22 protein-coding genes and 1 tRNA gene are annotated in these 21,757 nt (G+C 44.2%); 10 read left to right on the top strand and 13 right to left on the bottom strand.

The genetic code is table 11. From position 1 onward, the window contains the following. Positions 1-172: 172 nt before the first annotated feature. Complete coding sequence (gene ggt, locus NYE25_RS27750; RefSeq protein ID WP_341147367.1) at positions 173-1,750, bottom strand: gamma-glutamyltransferase; 1,578 nt, start codon at positions 1,748-1,750, stop codon at positions 173-175. Between the two features lie 207 nt (positions 1,751-1,957). Between ggt and NYE25_RS27745 the strand changes: the two genes are divergently transcribed. Beyond that, positions 1,958-2,536, top strand: a complete 579-nt coding sequence (locus NYE25_RS27745) for a chromate transporter (protein WP_445667156.1) — start codon at positions 1,958-1,960, stop codon at positions 2,534-2,536. After that, on the top strand, positions 2,536-3,075 hold the full coding sequence (locus NYE25_RS27740) for a chromate transporter (RefSeq protein ID WP_341147366.1): 540 nt from the start codon (positions 2,536-2,538) through the stop codon (positions 3,073-3,075). Before NYE25_RS27745 ends, NYE25_RS27740 begins: the two co-directional genes overlap by 1 nt. Positions 3,076-3,080: 5 nt before the next feature. On the opposite strand, the gene NYE25_RS27735 is transcribed toward NYE25_RS27740, so the two are convergent. Further along, positions 3,081-3,458 (bottom strand): PH domain-containing protein, encoded by a 378-nt coding sequence (locus NYE25_RS27735; protein ID WP_341125969.1) that lies wholly within the window; start codon positions 3,456-3,458, stop codon positions 3,081-3,083. Positions 3,459-3,638: 180 nt separating this feature from the next. Here NYE25_RS27735 and NYE25_RS27730 point away from each other — a divergent pair, with 180 nt between their 5' ends. The 3 genes from NYE25_RS27730 (at position 3,639) to NYE25_RS27720 (ending at position 6,392) form a co-directional block, all read left to right on the top strand. Beyond that, positions 3,639-3,806, top strand: a complete 168-nt coding sequence (locus NYE25_RS27730) for a hypothetical protein (RefSeq protein WP_156114741.1) — start codon at positions 3,639-3,641, stop codon at positions 3,804-3,806. 121 nt (positions 3,807-3,927) lie between these two features. Next, entirely contained in the window at positions 3,928-5,898 is a 1,971-nt protein-coding gene (locus tag NYE25_RS27725) for an ABC-F family ATP-binding cassette domain-containing protein (protein WP_341147365.1), read from the top strand. A gap of 26 nt (positions 5,899-5,924) precedes the next feature. After that, positions 5,925-6,392, top strand: coding sequence for an ASCH domain-containing protein (locus NYE25_RS27720; protein ID WP_042125149.1), 468 nt, complete (start codon positions 5,925-5,927; stop codon positions 6,390-6,392). Positions 6,393-6,493: 101 nt separating this feature from the next. On the opposite strand, the gene NYE25_RS27715 is transcribed toward NYE25_RS27720, so the two are convergent. The 4 genes from NYE25_RS27715 to NYE25_RS27700 all read right to left on the bottom strand — a co-directional run bounded on the left by NYE25_RS27715 (position 6,494) and on the right by NYE25_RS27700 (position 8,855). Beyond that, positions 6,494-6,646 carry a hypothetical protein gene (locus NYE25_RS27715; RefSeq protein WP_156113065.1) on the bottom strand — a complete coding sequence of 51 codons (153 nt, stop codon included), beginning with the start codon at positions 6,644-6,646 and terminating at the stop codon, positions 6,494-6,496. Between the two features lie 168 nt (positions 6,647-6,814). Continuing rightward, positions 6,815-7,432 (bottom strand): NUDIX hydrolase, encoded by a 618-nt coding sequence (locus NYE25_RS27710; protein WP_341147364.1) that lies wholly within the window; start codon positions 7,430-7,432, stop codon positions 6,815-6,817. A 31-nt stretch (positions 7,433-7,463) separates the two neighbouring features. After that, positions 7,464-8,417, bottom strand: coding sequence for a TRM11 family SAM-dependent methyltransferase (locus NYE25_RS27705; protein WP_341147363.1), 954 nt, complete (start codon positions 8,415-8,417; stop codon positions 7,464-7,466). A 42-nt stretch (positions 8,418-8,459) separates the two neighbouring features. After that, on the bottom strand, positions 8,460-8,855 hold the full coding sequence (locus tag NYE25_RS27700) for a winged helix-turn-helix transcriptional regulator (RefSeq protein ID WP_341049649.1): 396 nt from the start codon (positions 8,853-8,855) through the stop codon (positions 8,460-8,462). A gap of 290 nt (positions 8,856-9,145) precedes the next feature. Between NYE25_RS27700 and NYE25_RS27695 the strand changes: the two genes are divergently transcribed. Continuing rightward, positions 9,146-10,501 (top strand): dipeptidase, encoded by a 1,356-nt coding sequence (locus NYE25_RS27695; protein WP_341049650.1) that lies wholly within the window; start codon positions 9,146-9,148, stop codon positions 10,499-10,501. A 141-nt stretch (positions 10,502-10,642) separates the two neighbouring features. Here the strand turns inward: NYE25_RS27695 and NYE25_RS27690 are convergent. The 3 genes from NYE25_RS27690 to NYE25_RS27680 form a co-directional block, all read right to left on the bottom strand. Then, positions 10,643-10,716 (bottom strand) — tRNA-Gly (locus NYE25_RS27690). 113 nt (positions 10,717-10,829) lie between these two features. Continuing rightward, a complete protein-coding gene (locus NYE25_RS27685; protein WP_341147362.1) occupies positions 10,830-12,956 on the bottom strand; it encodes a putative bifunctional diguanylate cyclase/phosphodiesterase in 2,127 nt (708 codons plus the stop codon). Positions 12,957-13,290: 334 nt separating this feature from the next. Beyond that, positions 13,291-14,250, bottom strand: a complete 960-nt coding sequence (locus NYE25_RS27680) for an aldolase catalytic domain-containing protein (protein ID WP_170880320.1) — start codon at positions 14,248-14,250, stop codon at positions 13,291-13,293. Between the two features lie 285 nt (positions 14,251-14,535). Here NYE25_RS27680 and NYE25_RS27675 point away from each other — a divergent pair, with 285 nt between their 5' ends. The 4 genes from NYE25_RS27675 (at position 14,536) to NYE25_RS27660 (ending at position 17,240) form a co-directional block, all read left to right on the top strand. Next, positions 14,536-14,757 (top strand): FeoA family protein, encoded by a 222-nt coding sequence (locus NYE25_RS27675; protein WP_341147361.1) that lies wholly within the window; start codon positions 14,536-14,538, stop codon positions 14,755-14,757. Further along, complete coding sequence (gene feoB, locus NYE25_RS27670) at positions 14,754-16,766, top strand: ferrous iron transport protein B (RefSeq protein ID WP_341147360.1); 2,013 nt, start codon at positions 14,754-14,756, stop codon at positions 16,764-16,766. The genes NYE25_RS27675 and feoB overlap by 4 nt, the downstream gene beginning before the upstream one ends. A gap of 44 nt (positions 16,767-16,810) precedes the next feature. Beyond that, complete coding sequence (locus NYE25_RS27665) at positions 16,811-16,990, top strand: FeoB-associated Cys-rich membrane protein (RefSeq protein WP_076286329.1); 180 nt, start codon at positions 16,811-16,813, stop codon at positions 16,988-16,990. 103 nt (positions 16,991-17,093) lie between these two features. Continuing rightward, on the top strand, positions 17,094-17,240 hold the full coding sequence (locus NYE25_RS27660; RefSeq protein WP_341147359.1) for a hypothetical protein: 147 nt from the start codon (positions 17,094-17,096) through the stop codon (positions 17,238-17,240). 106 nt (positions 17,241-17,346) lie between these two features. Here the strand turns inward: NYE25_RS27660 and NYE25_RS27655 are convergent, their stop codons facing one another. The 4 genes from NYE25_RS27655 to NYE25_RS27640 form a co-directional block, all read right to left on the bottom strand. Continuing rightward, entirely contained in the window at positions 17,347-18,852 is a 1,506-nt protein-coding gene (locus NYE25_RS27655; protein ID WP_341147358.1) for a leucyl aminopeptidase, read from the bottom strand. Between the two features lie 123 nt (positions 18,853-18,975). Then, positions 18,976-20,079 carry an ATP-binding protein gene (locus tag NYE25_RS27650; RefSeq protein WP_341147357.1) on the bottom strand — a complete coding sequence of 368 codons (1,104 nt, stop codon included), beginning with the start codon at positions 20,077-20,079 and terminating at the stop codon, positions 18,976-18,978. Positions 20,080-20,446: 367 nt separating this feature from the next. Continuing rightward, positions 20,447-20,854: a hypothetical protein gene (locus NYE25_RS27645; RefSeq protein ID WP_042125131.1), complete on the bottom strand. Its 408-nt coding sequence runs from the start codon at positions 20,852-20,854 to the stop codon at positions 20,447-20,449. 229 nt (positions 20,855-21,083) lie between these two features. Then, positions 21,084-21,623, bottom strand: coding sequence for a peroxiredoxin (locus tag NYE25_RS27640; RefSeq protein WP_042125130.1), 540 nt, complete (start codon positions 21,621-21,623; stop codon positions 21,084-21,086). Positions 21,624-21,757: the final 134 nt, after the last annotated feature.

The raw sequence follows: 21,757 nt of genomic DNA, 5'->3' as shown, positions 1-21,757 counted from the left end.
CACCATTCCTTCTCTGATCATAATCAACCCGTCATCCGTCATTTCTATTAAGAACCTATCGCTCCGTTAAACTAGGATTTTCCCATTTGCCTTTCCGAGAATCCTCTCACGATATCCTTCCTACCAAATAACGGAAGGAGCAAATTGGGGGATTTGGAGAGAGCATCTCACCCTACCAACCTATCGCAGCGCCATCGCAGCGCGGGTCTGTCCCCCCACTACGATATCCATTGTCATCTATGGATATCGCGTGAGCATGACCCACGCTCCCGTCATATGGTTCCACTTTCCGGACAATATGACCAGCTCCCGCCAGATCTGCCAGCACCTCATCCGCTACCCGTCCCTCTACCTTCAGCTCCTGCGTAGGTTCCCCCCACGTTCTCCCCCATACAAAACGTGGTTCACTTACAGCAGTTTGCGGATTCATCCCATAATGCAGCATCCTTGTAAGTAGCAACGTTTGAGTTTGCGGCTGACCTTCACCACCTTGCGTACCATATAGAATCACAGGCTTGCCCTCGCGGCAGGCAATGGCTGGCATCAGTGTGTGGAAGCTGCGCTTATGCGGTTCAAGCGTATTGATATGGCTCGGATCAAGCGAGAAAAACGAACCCCGATTCTGAAGCAGAATTCCTGTATTCCCAGCAACCACACCTGAGCCAAACTCAAAATACAGACTCTGAATAAAGGAAACCGCATTTCCCTCCTCATCCACCACCGCAGCATATGCAGTATCACTACCAATAGGCTGACTTGTCAGCTGTGCCGCTTTTTGCATCGAGATCGTAGAGGCTAGTTGCCCTGCATAGTTCTTATCCAGCAACTGCACCAAAGGAATAGCACTAAAATCCGGATCTGTAAGCACTCTATCCCGATCGCGAAAGCTCAGCTTCAGCGCTTCAACAAGCAGGTGGTAATATTCATAAGAACCATGCTCGATTTCTCCGAAATTAAAATGCTCCAATATATTAAGACTCATCAGCCCCGTAAACCCTTGAGAATTTGGCGGCACTTGATACACCCTATGCCCATGATATTCCACATGAATCGGCTCAACCCAATCCCCCTGATGATCCGCAAAATCATCCCGTGTTAGATAGCCCCCAGCTGCCAGCATATAATCACAAATATCTTCAGCAATCTTCCCCTTATAAAAAGCGTCCCGTCCACCCGCAGCCAACGTCCTCAGGGTTGTCGCCAGCTGCATCTGCTGAAATCTCGATCCAGCAGACACAACCACTCCACCCGGCATATAAATCGCGGATGCCTCCGCCGACAACGCCGCTCCAGCAAACAGCGTATTATTTCGCTGGTCCGGCGACATCGGAAACCCACTCTGAGCATAGCCGATAGCTGGCTCCAGCACCTCTACCAGCGTTAAGCGGCCATACTTACTGAGCATGGCATCCCAGCTATCCACCATCCCCGGCACGGTGATGGCACTGCGGATTCCCCGCCTCGGGATAGCTCCCTCCCCGGCATAGCAACTTCTGCGAACTCCGTAACCCGACCGTCCACTTCCGTTATACGCCCGGACACGCGCCTCTTCTGTGCTATAAGTCAACCAGAACGAGTCCCCACCAAGCCCCGTCATATGTGGGTAGACTACAGCGAGCGTCGCACTAACCGCCACCGCCGCATCAAAGGCATTTCCCCCTTTTTCCAAAATGCGCGCACCCGCAGCCGAAGCTAAATAATGAGGGCTGACGACCATTGTTTTTGTGCCTATTACAGGTTTCTCCGCCATGTTCCCCATCTCCCTATTAACTTCTCACTTAATTAATGTCATTTAACATTACATAAAAATCCCTTGTCAATCGGTTACGCTAAACCTCAAAATAACCATCCTCTTTTTGTGATTCATGCACAAACATTAGCTAATTTCTAGTCAACCTCGTAGCTTCACACATATGATTTGTATAGAATGGGCTCTAAACACAAGGGGAGGTCTCACGTGATATCCATCCATAAAGACTATGTACAATTAGCTATCGCCATGTTCAGAACTGGGATTGTCGGCTATGGCGGAGGGCCTTCCGTGATTCCATTAATCCGGCATGATGCGGTAACTCGCTACACTTGGCTAAGCGATGATGAATTCGGGGAGACATTGGCGATTGCCAACGCGCTACCGGGACCTATTGCTACCAAAATGGCGGCTTATCTTGGATATAAACTTCGAGGAGTTAGGGGGGCGATACTGTCAGTTCTGGCACATATTTTACCTAGCTGCCTGGCTATGATCATACTGTTATCGGCTGTAAATTATTTAAGTAGCTCAAAAGTAGTAGCTGGAATGATCGCGGGGGTATCTCCTGTCATTGCTGTCATGTTAGGAATAATGGCATATGAGTTTGCGCAAAAAACCTATAAAGGGCTAGGAAAATATCTCAGCGCTGTCTTCATCCTTCTCGCCTTACTTCTGCTACAAATAATTCACATACATCCAGCTCTCGTAATCGTGCTTTTTCTAGGTTACGGAGCCGTTCATTACCGGATCATCGCGAAGCAACAACAAGGAGGATCAAATTGATGGACTGGTTAGAGCTCATATACGGATTTTTCATGGCGAATTTGCTTGGATACGGCGGTGGTCCTTCCTCTATTCCATTGATGTATCAAGAAATCGTTCCCCATTACGGCTGGCTGACCGATGAACAATTCTCTAACATGCTTGCACTTGGCAATGCACTGCCTGGCCCGATTGCTACCAAAATCGCAGCTTTCGTCGGCTATGATGTCTACGGTTGGTTAGGACTCATCGTAGCTTTGTTAGCAACCGTCTTGCCCTCCACAGTAGCGCTTATTATCCTGTTAGAGGTCATGCAAAAATACAAGCAATCCCCCGTAGTGAAAGGGATGACATTGCTTGTTCAACCGGTTATTGCAGTTATGATGGCTGCGCTCACTTGGACAATGGTCAAAGGTCCTACGAACTCTATCGGAATCTGGCAAACACTGTTCATTGCCGCAATCGCATTCTGGGCCATCAAGCGGCTTAAGCTGCATCCTGCCTTAGTCATCTTAGCCGCTTTTGCCTATGGTGGTCTGGTACTTCGCTACACGGTCTAACTAAACTATTTTAAAATATATTGTGACAATACCGCCTGTACCTCATAAATATTCACGGATTTATTAAAGGTCTTCTTGAGCGGCATAGTGCTGCTAGAAATATAGATACATAGCTCCGCATCCAGATCAAAGTGCCCTGCCGTCTCCACGGAATAATGCGAGATGCTTTTGTATGGGATGGAATGATAGTCCGTCTTTTTCCCCGTCAGTCCCTGTTTATCCACTAGAATCAGTCGTTTGTCTGTAAAAATAAACATATCTCTAATCAGCTTGTAGGCTCGTTCAATTTTCTCTTGAGGGGCAAGGATTTGTGCATATTCCCGTTGTACCTCCGCTAGATTTACTTGTGATGCATTACCCATCAATCCGTCAAAAATCGCCATATAACTTCCCCTTTTCATCTGTTATTTTTAGTGGCTTGTCTCCTCCCACATAGAACCATATTATTCCACATTTCATATTATATGCAGTGTAAAACTTCGCTCTGCCATCTTTTTACTTGCTAAATTTCCGATTATTGTTTACACTGTCATTAAATTTGTTAAGAAAGGGGTGTGGAAGGAATGGATCACAATTGGACCAACAGTGTTATGAGTCGGCTACCTAAAGCGATAGCTGGCATTGCTCATGTAAATGGCGATAACGGGAGAAGTCTGTCCATTTCCATGAATTTAATAACACTACACAATTGTGAAATGCCTTTCCTGCCATCACCCGGACGGATCAGTTAACCGGAGAATGATAAGGCCGTGGGGAAATTTCCCTACGGTCTTTTTTTATGGTTTTTTACAGAATTCCAGTTTCGATTTAGGGTTCTGGCGGTGCAAAGGGCATTCTTAAAGGAGAATATATATGATTATTCAATGCCAAAATGTTCAAAAATACCACGGTGCACAGCTCGTACTAAATAGCATCACCTTCGATATCCGCCAAGGAGAAAAAATCGGTCTAATCGGCCGCAATGGCTGCGGTAAAACTACACTTTTCCACTTACTGAATGGCGAAGAGCGCCCCGATCAAGGGCAAATCTCAATTCGCAAAGGTAGTGTAGTAGGAATGCTGGCTCAAATTCAAGAGGTTAACGAAAAAGAAACCGTATATGAAGTTCTACAGCGTAGCTTTGCTGAACCTTTGCAATGGCAACAACGCCTGCGAGAGCTGGAGCTTGAAATGTCCACCTTCAATACCGGAACGGATGAAACGCTATGGAATCGGCTGCTGAAAGAATATGGTAGCCTTCAGGATAAATTTGAGACCGCAGGAGGCTACGAAATTGAATCCACCATTCAGCGAGTTGCCATTGGTCTAGGAATCGGAACTGGGCAATATAACCGACTCTTCTCCTCTCTTTCTGGCGGCGAGAAAACTAAAGTCGGACTCGCAGAGCTGCTACTGCGTAGACCTGATGTACTTCTACTCGATGAGCCAACCAATCATCTAGACATGAACGCCATCGAGTGGTTAGAGCAGTACTTACAGAGCTATGACGGTACAGTGTTAGCCATTTCCCATGATCGTTACTTCCTCGACGCTGTAGTCAAAAAAGTGATCGAGATTGAGGATGGCGAGGCTTTTACCTTCCATACCAACTACAGCGGCTATCAAATAGAGAAGGAAACACGTCTACTTCAACAATTTGCTGATTATCAAGAACAACAGAAAAAGATAAAGCAAATGCAGGAGAGTATCAAACGCCTCATCGAATTTGGGAATCGGGGAACTCCCCCAAACCCTGCCTTTTACCGGCGAGCAGCTTCCATGCAAAAAGCACTGGATCGTATGGTAAAGGTTAAACGTCCTATTCTTGAGCGCAAATCGATGGATTTGCAGCTACAACAAAATGATCGCTCCGGGAATCAAGTCGTCATACTGGAGGATATCGGTAAGGCATATGGAGAGCGAAGCCTGTTTTCAGACGCAAACGAAGTTCTTCGCTACGGAGAGACTACGGCACTTATCGGTGGTAACGGGGCAGGGAAAAGTACACTTTTAAGAATTATATTAGGTCAGGAGACGCCAGACACCGGAAGCTGCACGCTTGGTTCAAGAACCGTTGTTGGCTATCTCGCGCAAGAGGCTGTCCCTGACAATAACAAACAATCCGTACTCCGCTACTTCCGTGAAGAGGCCGGACTAGAAGAAGGTGAAGCGCGCGGGCAGCTCGCACGTTTCCTATTCTACGGTGCCGATGTATTCAAAGACATCACGAATCTATCCGGAGGGGAATGGACCCGCCTGCGTTTCGCTGTGTTGATGCATCGTAAACCAAACCTGTTAATTCTGGATGAACCAACGAACCATCTAGACATTGACTCCCGGGAAGCGTTAGAGGAAGCATTAGAAGAATTCCCAGGTACAGTGCTGGCCGTTTCACATGATCGCTATTTCATTAATCGTCTGTTCCATAAGCTCTGGTCCATTGAAAGTGGACGATTTGGAGTTTTCAACGGCAACTATGAGTATTACAAGGAGAAGCAAGCTGAACAGGCGTTAGCAGCACCAGTCTCTATTCCTGATCAGCCTAAACCTTTCTCTTCAGATGGAACCACTGCACGCTCCGGTAAGCCTCAATCTAACCGTTCCGTGAATGTTAATGTCACCACGGCTAACTCGTCCAGTTCCCGCAAGAAGAGTATCCACTTTGATTGGGAAAAGGCTATTGCCGAAGTTGAGGATCAGCTTTGGGAAATCGATGCCAAAATGCTAGATCCACTGATCAGTAGCAATGCGGCAGAGCTCGCCGAGCTACAGAAAGAACGCGATGCAGTGCAAGAGCAACTAGATGAGCTCTATGCGGGCTGGATGGAAACTGCGGGACACTAACGATTATTACATGAGGAGATACGGATATGAGCAACGAAACGAAGATTAAGCTTTTTTGGGAAGAATACACCCAGCTTCATCCACAAGCAGCGGATAACTACGAGGCTTGGGCCTTTGGCGACAGTCCTCAAATGGCCGATGAACTGCTAGATCTGGTGATCCGTAGGATTAAGACAGGAACCGCTTCGAACTATGAAATTTATGCAGTCTGTGACGAGACCTTACCAGAAATTGGCCGACATAGTATCCTGCTGGACGGCCGTGGTAATCCGCAAGCAGTGATCGTTACGACAGATGTGCAAATTACACCTTTTGATGAGGTAGGCGCTGACTTTGCCTATAGCGAAGGCGAGGATGACAGAACGCTAGAGTCGTGGCGCCATGAGCATGAGAAGTTCTTCTCCAGAGAATCCTTAGCGTTCTTGAAGAAGCCTTTTGATCCAAAGATGAAGGTAGTTTGCGAGAACTTTAGACTGGTATATTCGAAATCTTGAGAAACACAGGAAACTAAAAAGGCGGCCTCTTCAGTTACGAAGAGACCGCCTTTGATGTATACTATACAACTAATAGAGTTAGATAATTATTAAAATACGGCTCAGCGCCAAAACCCCAGAATCCAGCCAATCACAGAGATCCATAACGGAATGCTGATTAAGATACCCCAAACCAGCCCAGTGGCAATATTGCCCTCTGCAGGACGCACCACATTTTCCTGTTTCAATGGAATGCTCAACTCTTCTTGTTCCATGCGATCCCCTCCTAAAATTCTTATCGTCACAGTAGAGGAAAAAATGTAGACCGCTCGACCTAAAAGCTTAGAATACCAACATTGTAAGTGCTTACATAATAGTAATTACCCATCATTTACATCATTAAAAACATCACTTTACGGAAGTCATATATAATATGCAAATTCTTAGTCCAATATTACTACTTTTTCTGGATTTCGTAAATATTCAAACATCTTTTCAATCTGCTCACTTGTATTCCTCTCTAATGAGAGCTCAGGCAGTTCATCTTCAGCAAAAAAGGATACTTCACTCGTCTCCACCCCTTGCAGCGCCTCGCCGCCTACAATTCTGCACAAAATAAAAAACTTATACACGTGATACGGCTCCGGAGGATGGTTATGAAATTTCTTATCTAAAACAGCCAGCAAGCGAATTGCTTCTGTCTCAAATCCTGATTCTTCTTGAATTTCCTTAACAACGACTTCACTCGGTGACAGACCGATGTCTCCCCAGCCCCCGGGAAGCGCCCACTTTCCATCTAATTTCTCGCGGACAAGCAGGATTCTGTCATCCTGAAAAACAACACCACGGATATCCACTTTCGGCGTAGAATAGCCACCCTCACTAGCAAAGGAGAGTCTTATTCTCTCCTTGCTTTCGAACGTATAATTAGCGAGGATATCTACACTTAGCTCCCGCAAAGCTTGATACCGTTCTATATCATAGACATCTTTAGCGTAAGTTAGTCCAGTCTGTGCGATGGCCTGTATTTCTTTAGCCCAGGTTAACCATTTCTGCTCCATTGCTGCACCCCTTTAAATAACTTGATTAGGATTACTGGCAAAGCATTAAATGACGGGAGAACAAACCTTTTTTAGCTTCACAGCGGTCTATAATCGTAAATCCAGCCTCCGTGATCATCTCATCCATCGGTTCAATCGCAACGATAACTACCCGATCTACAATCCGGCGCGCATTCACTAGAATCGCAAACTGTTCCTCAGGTGTAATACTAGAATATAGATTATAAGGCATATCTACAATAGCTACATCGTAATGTTCTGTGATGTCAGCAATATCTCCAAGCGTAACCTCACTTGTGAATCCAAAATGGGCAATATTCGTTCTGGCACCGATCGCGATCTGAGGGTTAATGTCACGTCCAACCATATTGATTCCCATCGAGAGAGCTTCTACCATTACTGTTCCGATGCCGCAGCAAGGATCGATAGCTCGTACACCTTCCGGATTCGGAACGGCTATATTGACCGCAGCTCGGGCTACACGTGTGCTAAGCGCGATAGAGTAGCTACGCGGCTTTTTCATTTGACGGAACCAGGTGGCCTTGTTCTTATGATAAGATCCAAAGTACCAGCGACCGCCCAGCGTAACAATACCGTATACCAACTGAGGGTGGTTTACATCCGCTTCCCCTTCAATCCGCAGCCCAATTTCCCGCTCGATCACTCTTCGCTCATCATATTCTATTTTGTCCGCAGGGGACAGATCATTGGTCTTCACAAAAATAACCTTAAATGTCTTACCGCCAAGCTCCACCTGCTCCGTTTGATCATAAATCTCAGGCAAGCTATCTCCCTCGTACATAACATCAATTCGTTCTTTAATGAAGGGACTACGACTTACATCCACCTCTACCTCACTCTTAAAGATTGAAGAAGGCACTTCCTCTCCAAAAAGACAACGAAGCTCCATCTTACATAGAGATAACTCATCCTCTGAACAGGTATACGTATATATAAATGTGTTCTTTCCACTTTTCTTTTGCAAAATAATCCATCCTCTATCCCAGTAAATTGTACTCCTAGCTTGTTACTCTTGCGTTTCGTGCTGGCTATCATACCCTATACGCGCTTTGGCGATTTCAACGTTGTTTCTATTGACCCACTCCACTAGGGAAGTTAAAGGATCCAGCAAGGACTCTCCTAAACTCGTCAGACCATATTCAACAGTCAAGGGTACCGTAGGCGTAGCTTTACGCCAAACTATACCATCTCGTTCTAAATGACGCAGGGTTTGGGTCAGCATCCGTTGTGATATCCCACCAGAACGCCGCTGCAGTTCTTTAAACCGCAATGCTTCTGCACCCAAATTAACAATGATGAGCACACTCCATTTGTCCCCAACCCTGTCGAGAATTTGGCGGGTGATGGAGCAATCCTCTAGCGTCGGCATTAGCCGAATGGGTTCGTCCATTGAATGTTCCAAAGTGGTTACCTCCATAGGAACTCAAGCATGTAATAGTGCCTTCTTGTCCCTTAAGTTTAATCAGCTTATCATGGTTACTGTTAGTAATCAACAACCGGAAAGGAACTATTAATTACGAAAAAAAGCTCCGGTCACGAGGATCAGATAAGACGTCTTTCTAATCGCTTTTGATCCATAGTGAGTTCTCCAGTATAATGATTCCTATAGAATGCTAAACAAGACGGTCACGCATGGCGATTAAGCTCATAGCCGGTTTTGCGCAGCAAAACTTAAGGAGGTACATACACACTATGTCATATGAAACGTATTTTTCAACACACCGGGATGAACATCTCGAAGAACTAAAACAATGGCTCAAGATTCCAAGTATTTCTGCCTTGTCTGAGCATAAGGACGATGTACTAGCTGCAGCCCATTGGCTGACAGACACACTAAAGAAAGCCGGACTTGAGAACATTGAACTTCATCCGACAGCGGGACATCCCGTCATATATGCTGACTATCTTCATGCTCCGGGTAAGCCAACCATTCTTGTATACGGCCACTACGATGTGCAGCCAGTAGATCCGCTAAACCTGTGGACTACACCTCCGTTTGAACCAGAGATCCGTGACGGCAAGCTGTATGCACGTGGAGCAACGGATGACAAAGGACAAGTATTCATTCACCTCAAAGCGATTGAAGCAATCCTGAAACAAGAAGGTACTCTTCCTGTTAACATCAAGCTCTGTATCGAAGGCGAAGAAGAAATCGGCAGCGCAAATCTCCCTCCATTCCTGGAAGCTAACAAAGAGAAGCTGGCTGCAGATGCGGTGCTAGTCTCCGATACTTCCCTGCTGGAACGTGGTCGCCCTGCAATTTGCACAGGACTACGTGGCCTAGGATCACTTGAAGTGAGCGTAACTACAGCTCTTACAGACCTGCACTCCGGCTCTTACGGTGGTGGTGTTCCGAATGCACTGCACGCTCTCGTGTCCCTGCTCAGCTCCCTTCATGACGACAAAGGCCGTGTTTCTGTAGAAGGCTTCTATGATGGTGTACCTGAACTTTCTCCAATGCTACGTGAGGAATTCGTGAAGCAAGGCGTGAATGAAGATAAGATTCGCGAAGGACTTGGACTCGATGCGTTATACGGCGAAGAAGGTTATTCTTTTGTAGAACGTATTGGTGCTCGCCCTACACTTGAACTTAACGGTGTCTATGGTGGCTTCCAAGGCGAAGGAAGCAAGACAGTTATTCCAAAAGAAGCACATGCCAAGATTACTTGCCGTCTCGTTGGCGATCAGGATCCACAGCATATTCTTGATGCCGTTGAAGCGCATCTGAAGGCTAATATTCAAACCGGAGCGAAAGTGCATGTGACGCAAATGGAGAAGGCACGTGCCTTTAACATCGATCCATCGAACCCTATTCTACAAACTGCAGCAGACGCTTACGGCAAAGTATACGGAACCCGTGCCCTCTTCACCAAAGACGGTGGCTCCATTCCGATCATGGAAAGCTTCTCCCGTGTACTTGAAGCACCAGTGGTCCTGATGGGCTTTGGCCTTGATGATGAGAACTTGCACGCACCGGATGAGCATTTCAACCTGGAGAACTTTGATAAGGGACTGCTCACCATTGTTGAGTTCTTGAAGACTGTTTAAGAGAATCAGGTAGTATAACGAAGCCAGACTCCTCTTCATTGAGGAGCCTGGCTTTTTGATATCTAAGAATAGTTCATAACAAAACCATCAACCAAAACATAAAAAAATCCTTGCATCGCAAGGATTTGAAATTTTAAATTATGGAGCGGGTGATGGGAATCGAACCCACGCTATCAGCTTGGAAGGCTGAAGTTCTACCATTGAACTACACCCGCATTAGAAAGTGAGTACAAGAGATATTGTATCACCCCTATAAATAAAAATCAACATTTTTTTATGCGAAATATAAGACATAGAGTATGGTGTGAAACTTATACTTTCTTATATTTTACAAGGAAGCGCCGAGGGGAGCCTTTTTCAAAAATGAGGTCTCAAATTCAGCTGCTTGAATAGGTTTACTGAACAAAAACCCTTGAGCTTCATGGCAATGCTGCTCACGCAAAAACTGCAGCTGCTCCTTGTTCTCCACCCCTTCTGCGGTAACTTTGAGCTTCAAATGATGCGCCATAGAAGTAATCGTGGAGACTATTGCCGCATTATTACTGTCCTCCATAACCTCGGAGACAAACGATCTGTCAATCTTTAGCCTGTCGATCGGCATATCCTTCAAATAGTGCAATGAGCTATAACCTGTACCAAAATCATCGATGCTAATGAACACACCTAGCTCTTTCAAGCGCTTCAGCTGATCAAAAGCCGTTTCTTTATCCAAGGTCATACTCTCTGTAATTTCAAGATCAACATAACATGGATCCAAACCAATATCGGTCAGAATGGTATGAATTTTACCAGCCAGGTTCGGCTGAAGGAATTGACGCATAGATAAGTTGATAGAGACGCATATCGGCTGGTAGCCTGCTAGCTGCCACTGTTTATTTTGCAGGCACGCCGTCTTCAGTACCCATTCCCCAATTGGAACAATTAGCCCGCTATCCTCAGCTAATGGAATGAACTCATTAGGTGAGACAATACCACGCTTAGGATGATTCCAGCGTAATAAAGCTTCCATCCCTACAATCTCTTCTGTCTCCAGCTGCACCTTTGGCTGATATAAGAGATAGAACTCATCACGCTCAAGCGCTCTTCGAAGGTCATTTTCCAGCTTCAGGCGTTCCTTTGCCTTCATCTGCATGGCTGGGATATAACGACGAATCTCCACGCCCTGTTCCTTCGCATTATGAACAGCAGTATCCGCATTTTGAATGAGATGTTCAGCAGTTTCCCCGTCACCGGGATAAATACTCATCCCCAAGCTGAGTGAGATATGGTACTCGCCAGATTCTATATTAACGGGTGCTTCAAATAATCTGAGCAACTCTGTAGCTCGTGCCAAGCATTCTCCAAGACTTGCTCTTTCTGTCATTAGAAAAGCAAACTCATCCGCTCCCATACTATACAACTCTTCACCGGATCTAGCCTCATTACTGAGACGCTCAGACACCAATTTCAATAAAAGGTCTCCGGCATAATGACCCAGAGAGTCATTTATATTCTTAAAATGATTAATATTCATAATGGCCAAAGCTGAGAATTGATCATTTGTGTCCGTCTCTCCAGCATCAATCATTTCTTCTACACGCTGTGTCAGCCGACGTCTATTAGGAAGTCCTGTTAAATCATCATGATACGCCAAATAATTGATCCGTTCTTCGGCCAACTGTTTCTCGTAAAATGGCTCTTCAATTGTCAGGCGATACACGCCAGTAAGCAACTGGTAATAAGCAATTCCGCTACATAACATTCCAAAGACATCATCAATATTTCCGCCACTTATGGGAGTCATAAAAAAAGCCTGACCTAGCGAGAAAAAGATAAGTGCCCGAATAATAACAAGCAGCGAGGCTGACTTTTCATTATTCCCAGGAAATACGATGACAGCAACACCTGCTAAATAAACAAAAAGTACTGCCAGATCAACGAATTGTTTAAGTGTACTCATCCAAGGCTTAGTAAATAACTCAGGCACTGCCGAGTGGATAAATATAAATAATGCGATGAAGAGTATGATCAACATGAAGGCGATTCTGAATACATTTCTTTTTTCGGTAACTGTCACAGGTTTATCTTCTCTACTAAAAATAAACAATATACCCAGCCCGCTGGATAGTCGTGAAAAGGTAAGCAGCCACCTAGATTCCTCAGGGGTTATTAACGATGAAATCAATGGAAATGCTACAAAGCCGAGTGTATGCAAGAAATCAATAATACATATTCCACCAAAAAGAGCTGCGACATATAATCTTCCTTTAGATAATCTGCTAGAGAAGAACAACCAGCCCTGTGCAAATATCGCAAATCCAAAAGCAACTGTACAACAGCCGACAATGAGATAGAGTGCAGAAATAATATCCCAATTGTCCAATCGGTTTAACGATGTATGGAAAATTTGAATGAATAGGAACAGTAAGGCTCCTACAATAGCCGCTTGAATTGTCTTTTTCTCTTCTTGTCTCATAGATCCCTCGCGTCTGAAAATGATGTCGATTATTAAGCAACTATGTATAGTCTTGTCCTATGTATAAATATCGGCTAGATCGGTCTTTAAAGTTACATTTCTTTTGTGAGGTCGTATTTTCATAGCGATTATTCATAAATCTTGCATAAATATAAACCATTTTCTTCTAGCAGGCAAGCAAAAATACCTTCAGGCTTCTTATTAGAACGGTAAGTATTTTAGCGAAAAATATTAGAATCATTTATCAGAGAAACTTATAGAAATTTTATTTTTATTCAAAAAAAAAAAAAGCACTTCCCCCTACGAACGGGTTCAGTGCTTCTGAACAACAGGTTTATTTATCTCCGAAGTTAACCTCTGGTGTTGTAAGCTTATCATAGAAATCAACCGCTTTATCCTTATCCGCCGATGCGCGAAGCGCCATTGCTGAACGTGGATGCTCATCAAGCGTTCCAGTGATCATGTAAGGAATGATATAGCCCCACTCTTCTTTTTCACGTAAAGGAATCATCAGGCGTTCAATGATATCAATTACAGGGCGCAATGTGTAGCGTGTATTCTTCAAATGGGTCACTAGCAGCTCTGTAGGACAGTTCCCCGCAGCACGTCCCATTCCATAACAGGAAGCGTCCAGCAGCTCTACACCTTTCTCAGCAGCAATCAACGTATTGGAGAACGCGAGTTGAAGATTATTGTGGGTATGTACGCCCAGGCGTTTGTTTGGCAAATGAGTTTTGAACTTCTCAACTAAGTAATTGATGTCGTTGTGATCTAGACTACCGTATGAATCCACAATGTATACCACATCAACTACACTCTCACGAATCATTTCGAAAGCTTCTAATAATTCATTCTCCATTACATTCGACAAAGCCATAATATTGATCGTTGTCTCATAGCCTAGATCATGGAAGGTTTGTACCAGCTGTAAGGCTTTCTCCACATCTTTGCTATAGCAAGCTACCCGAATCAAATCCAGCATACTTTCGCTGCGAGGTAAAATATCATTTTCATCCACACGACCGATATCAACCAAAGCGGAAAGCTTCGTATGTCCCTTTTGCGGGATAACTTTACGTAAGAAGTCATCGTTCAGAAAACGCCATGGTCCAGCACCTTCTGCTCCTTTGAGCAGTTTAGGGGAGTTTTTATAACCGATTTCCATATAGTCAACACCAGCCTCATTCAAGCCGGCATACAAATTTTGCACAAATTCCACGCTGAAATCCCAGTTGTTAACGAGCCCCCCATCGCGAATGGTGCAGTCAACAATTTTACATTGATTAGTCTTCATAATTATCTCCCTTCAATTCCTGCAATCATCGTATGTGCTATTGCAATCATTATAACCTCTAGCATAGCTTTACTATGCAATTTATATCGTTCAATCATACTTTAATGAAGAATAAATTGTAAAGGTTATTTCACCTTTAACTCATAGATGTTATTATCACATTATGTCTGCGACAAATGTCACAGTATACAAACACTTAAAAATGCTACATTACAACTAAACAGTTGAGATTGATTATCAGTCTCTTTTGGAGGGATTACAATAGCTACTTCTACCTGCTGTTCCTTGCTGCAACTACAACCTGGTTCTGCCGGCTGTATTCATAAAATAGAAGGAATGAACCCCATTCTACGCCGTCGTCTTGCTGATCTCGGAGTGTCAGAGGGTGTGAACATCCGTCTTAAAGGAAAGGGACCTTTTTGGGGACCGATTACGCTAGAATGTAACGGCCAGCTGTTCGCCATACGCCGCAAAGAAGCTTCTCTGATTGAGGTGAACGTATCTTGAGTTCTATAGCTCTTGTGGGCAATCCCAATACAGGTAAGACCTCCCTCTTCAATACATTAACGACTTCATACGAATATGTAGGTAACTGGTCAGGCGTTACGGTTGAGAAAAAGATCGGAAATCTGAAGAACGGGGCAGGCAAGCTCATTGATTTGCCCGGCATCTATTCTCTGCACCCACTCTCCCGTGATGAAGGGGTCGCAGCCCAATATCTGATAGAAGAATCCCCAGAAGCATTAATTAATATCGTGGATGCATCCCAGCTGGAGCGAAATCTACTGCTCACGCTTCAATTACTTGAGTATGGCAAGCCTACTGTACTCGGTCTTAATATGATTGACGTCGCTAATGCGCGTGGTATTCATATCAATCAAACCATTTTACAATCAAGATTGGGTGTAACGGTCCTCCCACTTATAGCAAGAACCGGTAAAGGCAGCGTACAGATGCTCAGCATCCTAGAGGAATCGTCAGCGATTCCTGCCGTGAAGTTCACGCTGAATTATGGCGAAGTTGTAGAACGAGCGATATCTTCTATAGAAAAGGAATTACGTCCTATAAAGAATCTACCAAATCATCGCTGGGTTGCTCTACAGCTAATGGAGCAGAATCCGGTTATTCTTCAATTTCTGAAATCACGTATAGATATTACGAGACTACTGAATATCTGTGAATCTTGTCAGAGTGAGCTACAACTCAAAAAACTCGCCTTGACACTCCCGCAATGGATTCGTTCGAACCGCATGGAGTATATTCGCAATATTTGTGTCGAAGTCCTTGATACGACAGCTCAGAAGCCCCATAACTTGACTGAAAGATTAGATTCGGTATTGACTCATCGCATTTTGGGACTGCCCTTATTCATTTTCTTTATGTATGCTCTCTTTAAGACTACATTTGACTGGGTTGGCGGCCCCCTATCGGATATCGTAGATGGCTTGATTTCTGGCCCTATTAGTGATGGAACAAACTCGCTGCTTCAGACCATTGGTGCCTCCAGCTTCACGCATGCATTGATCGTAGATGGCATCATCGGTGGCGTAGGCGGCGTACTGGTCTTTGTTCCGCAAATCTTCATTCTCTTTCTGATCATTTCCTTCTTAGAGGATTCCGGATACATGGCAAGGGTCTGCTTGTTGATGGACAGCACCATGGAACGAATGGGACTGAACGGAAAAGCATTCATTCCATTTATCATTGGTTTTGGTTGCAATGTACCGGCCATTATGGCGGCGCGAAGTATCGAACAGCCCAAAGACCGCATGCTGACAACCCTGTTAATGCCGCTGATGTCTTGTTCTGCAAGATTACCTGTTTATGCATTATTCGCAGTTGTATTCTTCCCTGAGCAACAAGCGTTTGCCGTTCTCTCTATGTATGTTATGGGGATTGTGTTTGCCCTAATTCTTTGTAAGGTATTCTCTAAATACTTATTCAAGAATGAATCCTCCGTCTTCATCATCGAACTCCCTCCTTACCGTATGCCGCAGATCAAAACCTTATCGCGCAGCACTTGGGAGAAAGGCAAAGGGTTCCTTCGTAAAGCGGGAACGATTATTCTAGCTGGATCAGCCATTATTTGGTTCATGTCTTATGCTGGTCCTGGCAGATTTGATGTAGAAATGGATCATAGCTATCTAGCTAAATTCGGAGGCATGATTGCACCACTACTGGAACCGCTTGGTTTCGGAACGTGGCAGGCAGGCTCTACATTAGTTCCAGGATTTTTAGCTAAAGAGGTTGTTGTGTCTACGATGAATATCATCTATCACGCACCAGATACCGCTGGATTAGAGAATCAAATTTCACAAGTCTTTACACCGCTGAGTGCGATCAGCTTTATGGCCTTTATCCTGTTATATATCCCTTGTCTCGCCACTGTAGGGGTTATCAAAAAAGAAACAGCCTCTTGGAAATGGACTTTCTTCTCCATTGGCTATTCTCTTGCTCTGGCGTATAGCGTATCTTTTGTTATTTTCCAAGGTGGGCGATTATTAGGCTGGTCGTAGAACTTGTAATTCGTTGATTCTCTTAATGAAAGTGGGGCACCGTAATGATAAATGTTCTAATCGTCACTCTGATCTTCGGTTATTCAGGCTGGATCATCTATCGACATGTGCAAAAGGGCAAGCAAGGCGCTTGCGCTGGCTGTGATAAGGGCAAGACCTGTTCTGCAGCGTCTTTAGATTCTCCCCTCTCCTGCTGCTCAACACCTGTTAATAAGAAGAAGTAGGCTTACCTAACCGTTATATGAAAGGGTTCATAGTTTAGCTTGCATTGCTTTCGGGTATGTTTGTTATAAGCAATTACAGACTATACCTAAGGAGGTAATCACTATGAACACAAAAAAAACATTTTTCACAACAGCCGCATTGGGCATAGCCTATTTACTGAAGAATAAGGGAACTCGCGATAAAATAATGAACAGTATTCAATCCTTTACTTCTCAATCAAAGGCTAAAAAATCCAGTGGCAATATTTAATCTTCAGCATTCTTACAAAAGCAAAGAAACCTCGCCTTAGGGAATGGTCGGTCTTCCATCCATTGTCCTAGGGCGAGGTTTCTTTTTGTTGATTATGAAGAGCGAATCATTCGCTTTCGCTGAGCAACCACTGAACCAATGTGCGAACCATGGCTCCTGTACCGCCTCTAGGATTAACTCCACGTTCTTTAGAAAGAAATGCGGTTCCAGCAATATCTAGGTGTATCCACGGCAGACCTTCCGCAAACTCACCTACAAATAACCCAGCGGTAGTGGCTCCCCCGAATCTTCCTGCGGTGTTACGGATATCGGCCACTTCGCTCTTTAGCATTTCGCGGAATTCCGGGTAAGCCGGAAGCTGCCATATTTTTTCACCCGAAACATTAGCTGCTGTCAGAAACTGCTCCATAAATTCCTCGTTGTTAGTAACAGCACCTGTAGCTATATCTCCTAATGTCGACAACACTGCACCTGTCAGCGTAGCGACATCAATAACACGTTTTGCTCCCCATTCCCGGGCATAGGTCAGCGCATCCCCAAGTACAAGTCTGCCTTCAGCATCGGTATTCAATACTTCTATTGTTCGTCCGCTCATTGATGTAATGATGTCCCCGGGTTTAAAGGCATTAGCAGAAGGCATATTCTCAGCGGATGGAATGACCATTACGACATTAATTCGGGGACGTAATCGGCCGAGTGCCTCCATGACTCCAAGCACAGCCGCTGCGCCTCCCATATCACTGATTAACTCTTCCATGCCTGGGGCTCTTTTTAAGGAAATCCCCCCCGTATCAAAAGTAATCCCTTTACCGACCAGCCCCACTACATTATCCCAGTGCCCCGTTCCCTGGTAACGGATGACGATCATTCGCGGAGGGTTTACACTTCCTTTTCCGACTGCGAGCAATCCGCCCATTCCTTTTTGCTCAATTTCCCGTTCATCCAGCACTTCGGAAGGAAATCCATAACGTTCAGCAACTTCTATAGCGGCCATAGCTAGGTCAGATGGAGTCAGCAGATTGCCGGGCATATTCGTCAAGTTCCGTGCCAGATTCGTAGCCTCACCAAAAGCCAGCCCTCTCTGCATGCCCAGATTCCAGTCACGCTCGAAAGTATCCGCTGGCTTCTTCTCGATAATAAAAATAACCGAGTTTGGACCTGTATATTGAGATTGCTCCTGCTTATAGGTGGGACGACGATAGGAACCAAGTGACAACCCCTCAGACAACGCATAGGCAATAGATACGATATCCTTATCTTCTGTTAGCTCCTGAACACCTTCAGGCAACTGAAACACTAGCTGTATTGCCTTCAATCGAAGTGCTGCACGTGCTATCTGAACCGCCATTTGACGTAGGTCTTCAGCACTAAGTAATTGGTTCCCTTTTCCAACTAAAATAGCTACAGGACAACCAGATGGATAATCTAACGGCAGTACATAAGTCTGATTCAGCTTCCCACTAAAGAGACCTGACTTTCCTAATAATCGAATTCTGTCATTCCACCTCTCTGAGAGGCCGCCATGTTGGGCTTCCGACTCAGAGATGATAAGAATAAGGGCATCACCCTGTATTTCATTAATGGCACTGCCACTAATAAATTCTATATTCATTGTGTCTACCTCCATTTGTCTCCCAAAACCAACCCCCATTGTAACATAAGCAAGGCCGATCTCTGCATCTGTATTATCCGCAGGGATCAGCCTCTTAAACACTATATATTCTATTCGAATGTACTAATGGATTAATGGCAATGAGATTACAAAATGAGTACCTTCGTTAACTCTACTACTGACAGAAATGCTTCCGCCATGATTTTTGATGATTCGGTCACTCACGGAAAGCCCTAGCCCTGTCCCATTCTCCTTAGTTGTAAAAAATGGACTAAATAACATGTCCAGTGTACGGATATCCATTCCCTTTCCGTTATCAGAGATGAACATACGGACCTCAGAACCCTCTCTGTGGGCTCCAACCTCTATTTTACCCATTAGACCATCTGCTCTATCCGCAACGGCCTCCATAGCGTTTCTAATCAAGTTGAGGACTACCTGCTTCATTTGTTTTACATCTCCAGAAATCATCATATCCTCCTGAAAAGGATGTAGATTGATCTGGCAACCTTTCATCAAGGCTTCACTCTCTGTAAGCAACACAACCTCCTTGAGCAAGGCTGACACAGGAATCATTCCCACTTGAGGAACTGAAGGCTTGGAAGAAGTTAGAAATTCATGGATAATATCGTTGGCACGATCGATTTCCGCCAAGATTATCTTGCCATATTCCTGCTTCCCAAGCTGCTGTAGATGCGGGTGAAGCAATTGAATAAATCCACGAATTGCGGTTAAGGGATTCCGGATTTCATGGGCAATAGATGCAGATAATTTACCTAGCATAGCCAAACTATCGTTCTGGTAAGCCGTTTGCTCAATCAACTTATAATCGGAGATTTCTTTAACTGTAAACAAATAACAACCCTTCATTTGTTCTCCACAGCATAGTGTAACCTTCCAGTACCGGCCATACTCGTCTAAAAACTCATAATTAGATTTTCCTTTGTATACCATCTCTCTATAGCTTTGCAGTACTTGCTTTTTCTTAAAGCGGCTCAGTCGAACGTTAGATAACAGGTGTGATATTGTACAGCCAACAAGGGAGTGACGGGTTAATTCAAGCATCCCGTACATTTGCTTATTTACAAAACTTATAACTCCCTCTTCATCAAAAAGCATGATTCCGCTGTCAATATTCTCTAGAACATCCTCGTATGTAGTATCCACAGGTCCTGATTGATAGGTTCTTCCCGGTAATAGAAGACTTTCTTGATATTGGCTAATCACGATACGAAGTTCCCCCTTTTACTGCATTTGACGAAGACGCTAAAGCGACATCAAATTACTATGTATTTGAGTATATGACGAAGCCGCCAGAACATTCGGTAATCGTTGCACTTTTTCCAACCGGTTCAATTATATTCCAATCATATCCAAGTGAAGTAGACAACGCAATCAGAGAAACTGTCGAATGATAAAAAAATTCATAAAATGATTCCAAAGACATATAAAATATCACATCAAATTATATTTATCACTATTAGTTCGTTCAAATGATTTAAACTCTTTTAAAAGAAAATAGAAAAAGCTAAAGGCCCTCGCGGTTGCGAAGGCCTTGATAAAGAAATGGGTCAGACCCAAATTGTAAATAATCTTACGCTTTCTGTTGCAGACGAAGGCGTCTTTGACTCATCACAGCTAATCTTTTCTTCAATTCCCGTTCCCACTTCGTATCCTCAATCTGTTTGGCTACAGCAAGCAGGTCAAGCGCCATATCGATCTGACTCCGCACAATAGCTAGAGGCTCTTCACTCTCGATGTTAATGACATTCTCGAATATTGCAGTTTCGTCTTCCATGACATAGTCCTGAAAATCCACATCAGTAACACCGTCTCCATGTGCGTATTCCGCCAAGATCTCATACTCGTTTTCTACCTTATAGTGAACCTCTACACGATGACATACCGGACAAAAAAGCAGGGGAACATTATGGACTTGCGTGCGATAATGTTTAAGGGTTCCCTTTGTTCCTACCATACTCGCTCCACAGCAAAAGCTCATATTTGTTCACCCTCCTTAGAATAACTAACCCATCTGAGTTTTTATTATTGTATTACATTACCCCAATGGAGATTCCTCCACTCGAGGACATAATATAACTTTTCACGCCTATTTTCAAATCCATTTTTTATTTAAGTCTTTTTTGGTGCAAAAAACCTCCATACAGAAAAAACTTCTGCAAGGAGGTCGAAATCAGAATATCATAGATCAGATAATAGCAGAACAACATTTAAAGGTTTCTGTCACCTGGTTTCCAGTTCATAGGGCATAAGCCACCAGATTGCAGGGCTTGCAGGACACGAAGTGTTTCTTCTACGCTGCGACCCACATCATTGTGATTAACGACCTGATATTTCAATTCACCTTCAGGATCAATGATGAACAATCCACGCAATGCAATACCTTCTTCTTCAATCAGAATGCCGTAGTCTTTAGCAACTTGTTTAGTAATATCAGCAGCAAGGGGGAAATTCAAACGGCCAAGACCATTCGAATCCTTAGGTGTATTGATCCATGCTTTGTGGCTGTGGATCGAATCTACACTTGCGCCGAGAATTTCTGTATCAAGCGCTTCGAACTGCGCAGCTGCTTCACTGAGAGCTGTGATTTCAGTCGGACATACAAAAGTGAAGTCCAGAGGATAAAAGAAGAATACCAGCCATTTGCCACGATAGTCGGACAGACTTACTTTACCAAAATCCTTACCATCACCTGATACGGTTTGCATAGTAAAATCTGGAGCTGGTCTACCTACTAAACGTTCAGCCATTGCCAAAATCCTCCTTTGATTATGTAAGAAACCAACCATTTCTTGTCGTGATATGCTGGAATAATTTACATCTTGTCTACATATCAAATGGTATCATCGTACAAAATCAAAGTCAATCTTAGACAAATTCCCCT

This window comes from Paenibacillus sp. FSL E2-8871 (assembly GCF_038000345.1).
Classification (GTDB): Bacteria; Bacillota; Bacilli; order Paenibacillales; family Paenibacillaceae; genus Paenibacillus_AQ.
Note: the sequence above shows the minus strand (reverse complement) of the source record. Positions and strands in the feature narration are given on the sequence as shown.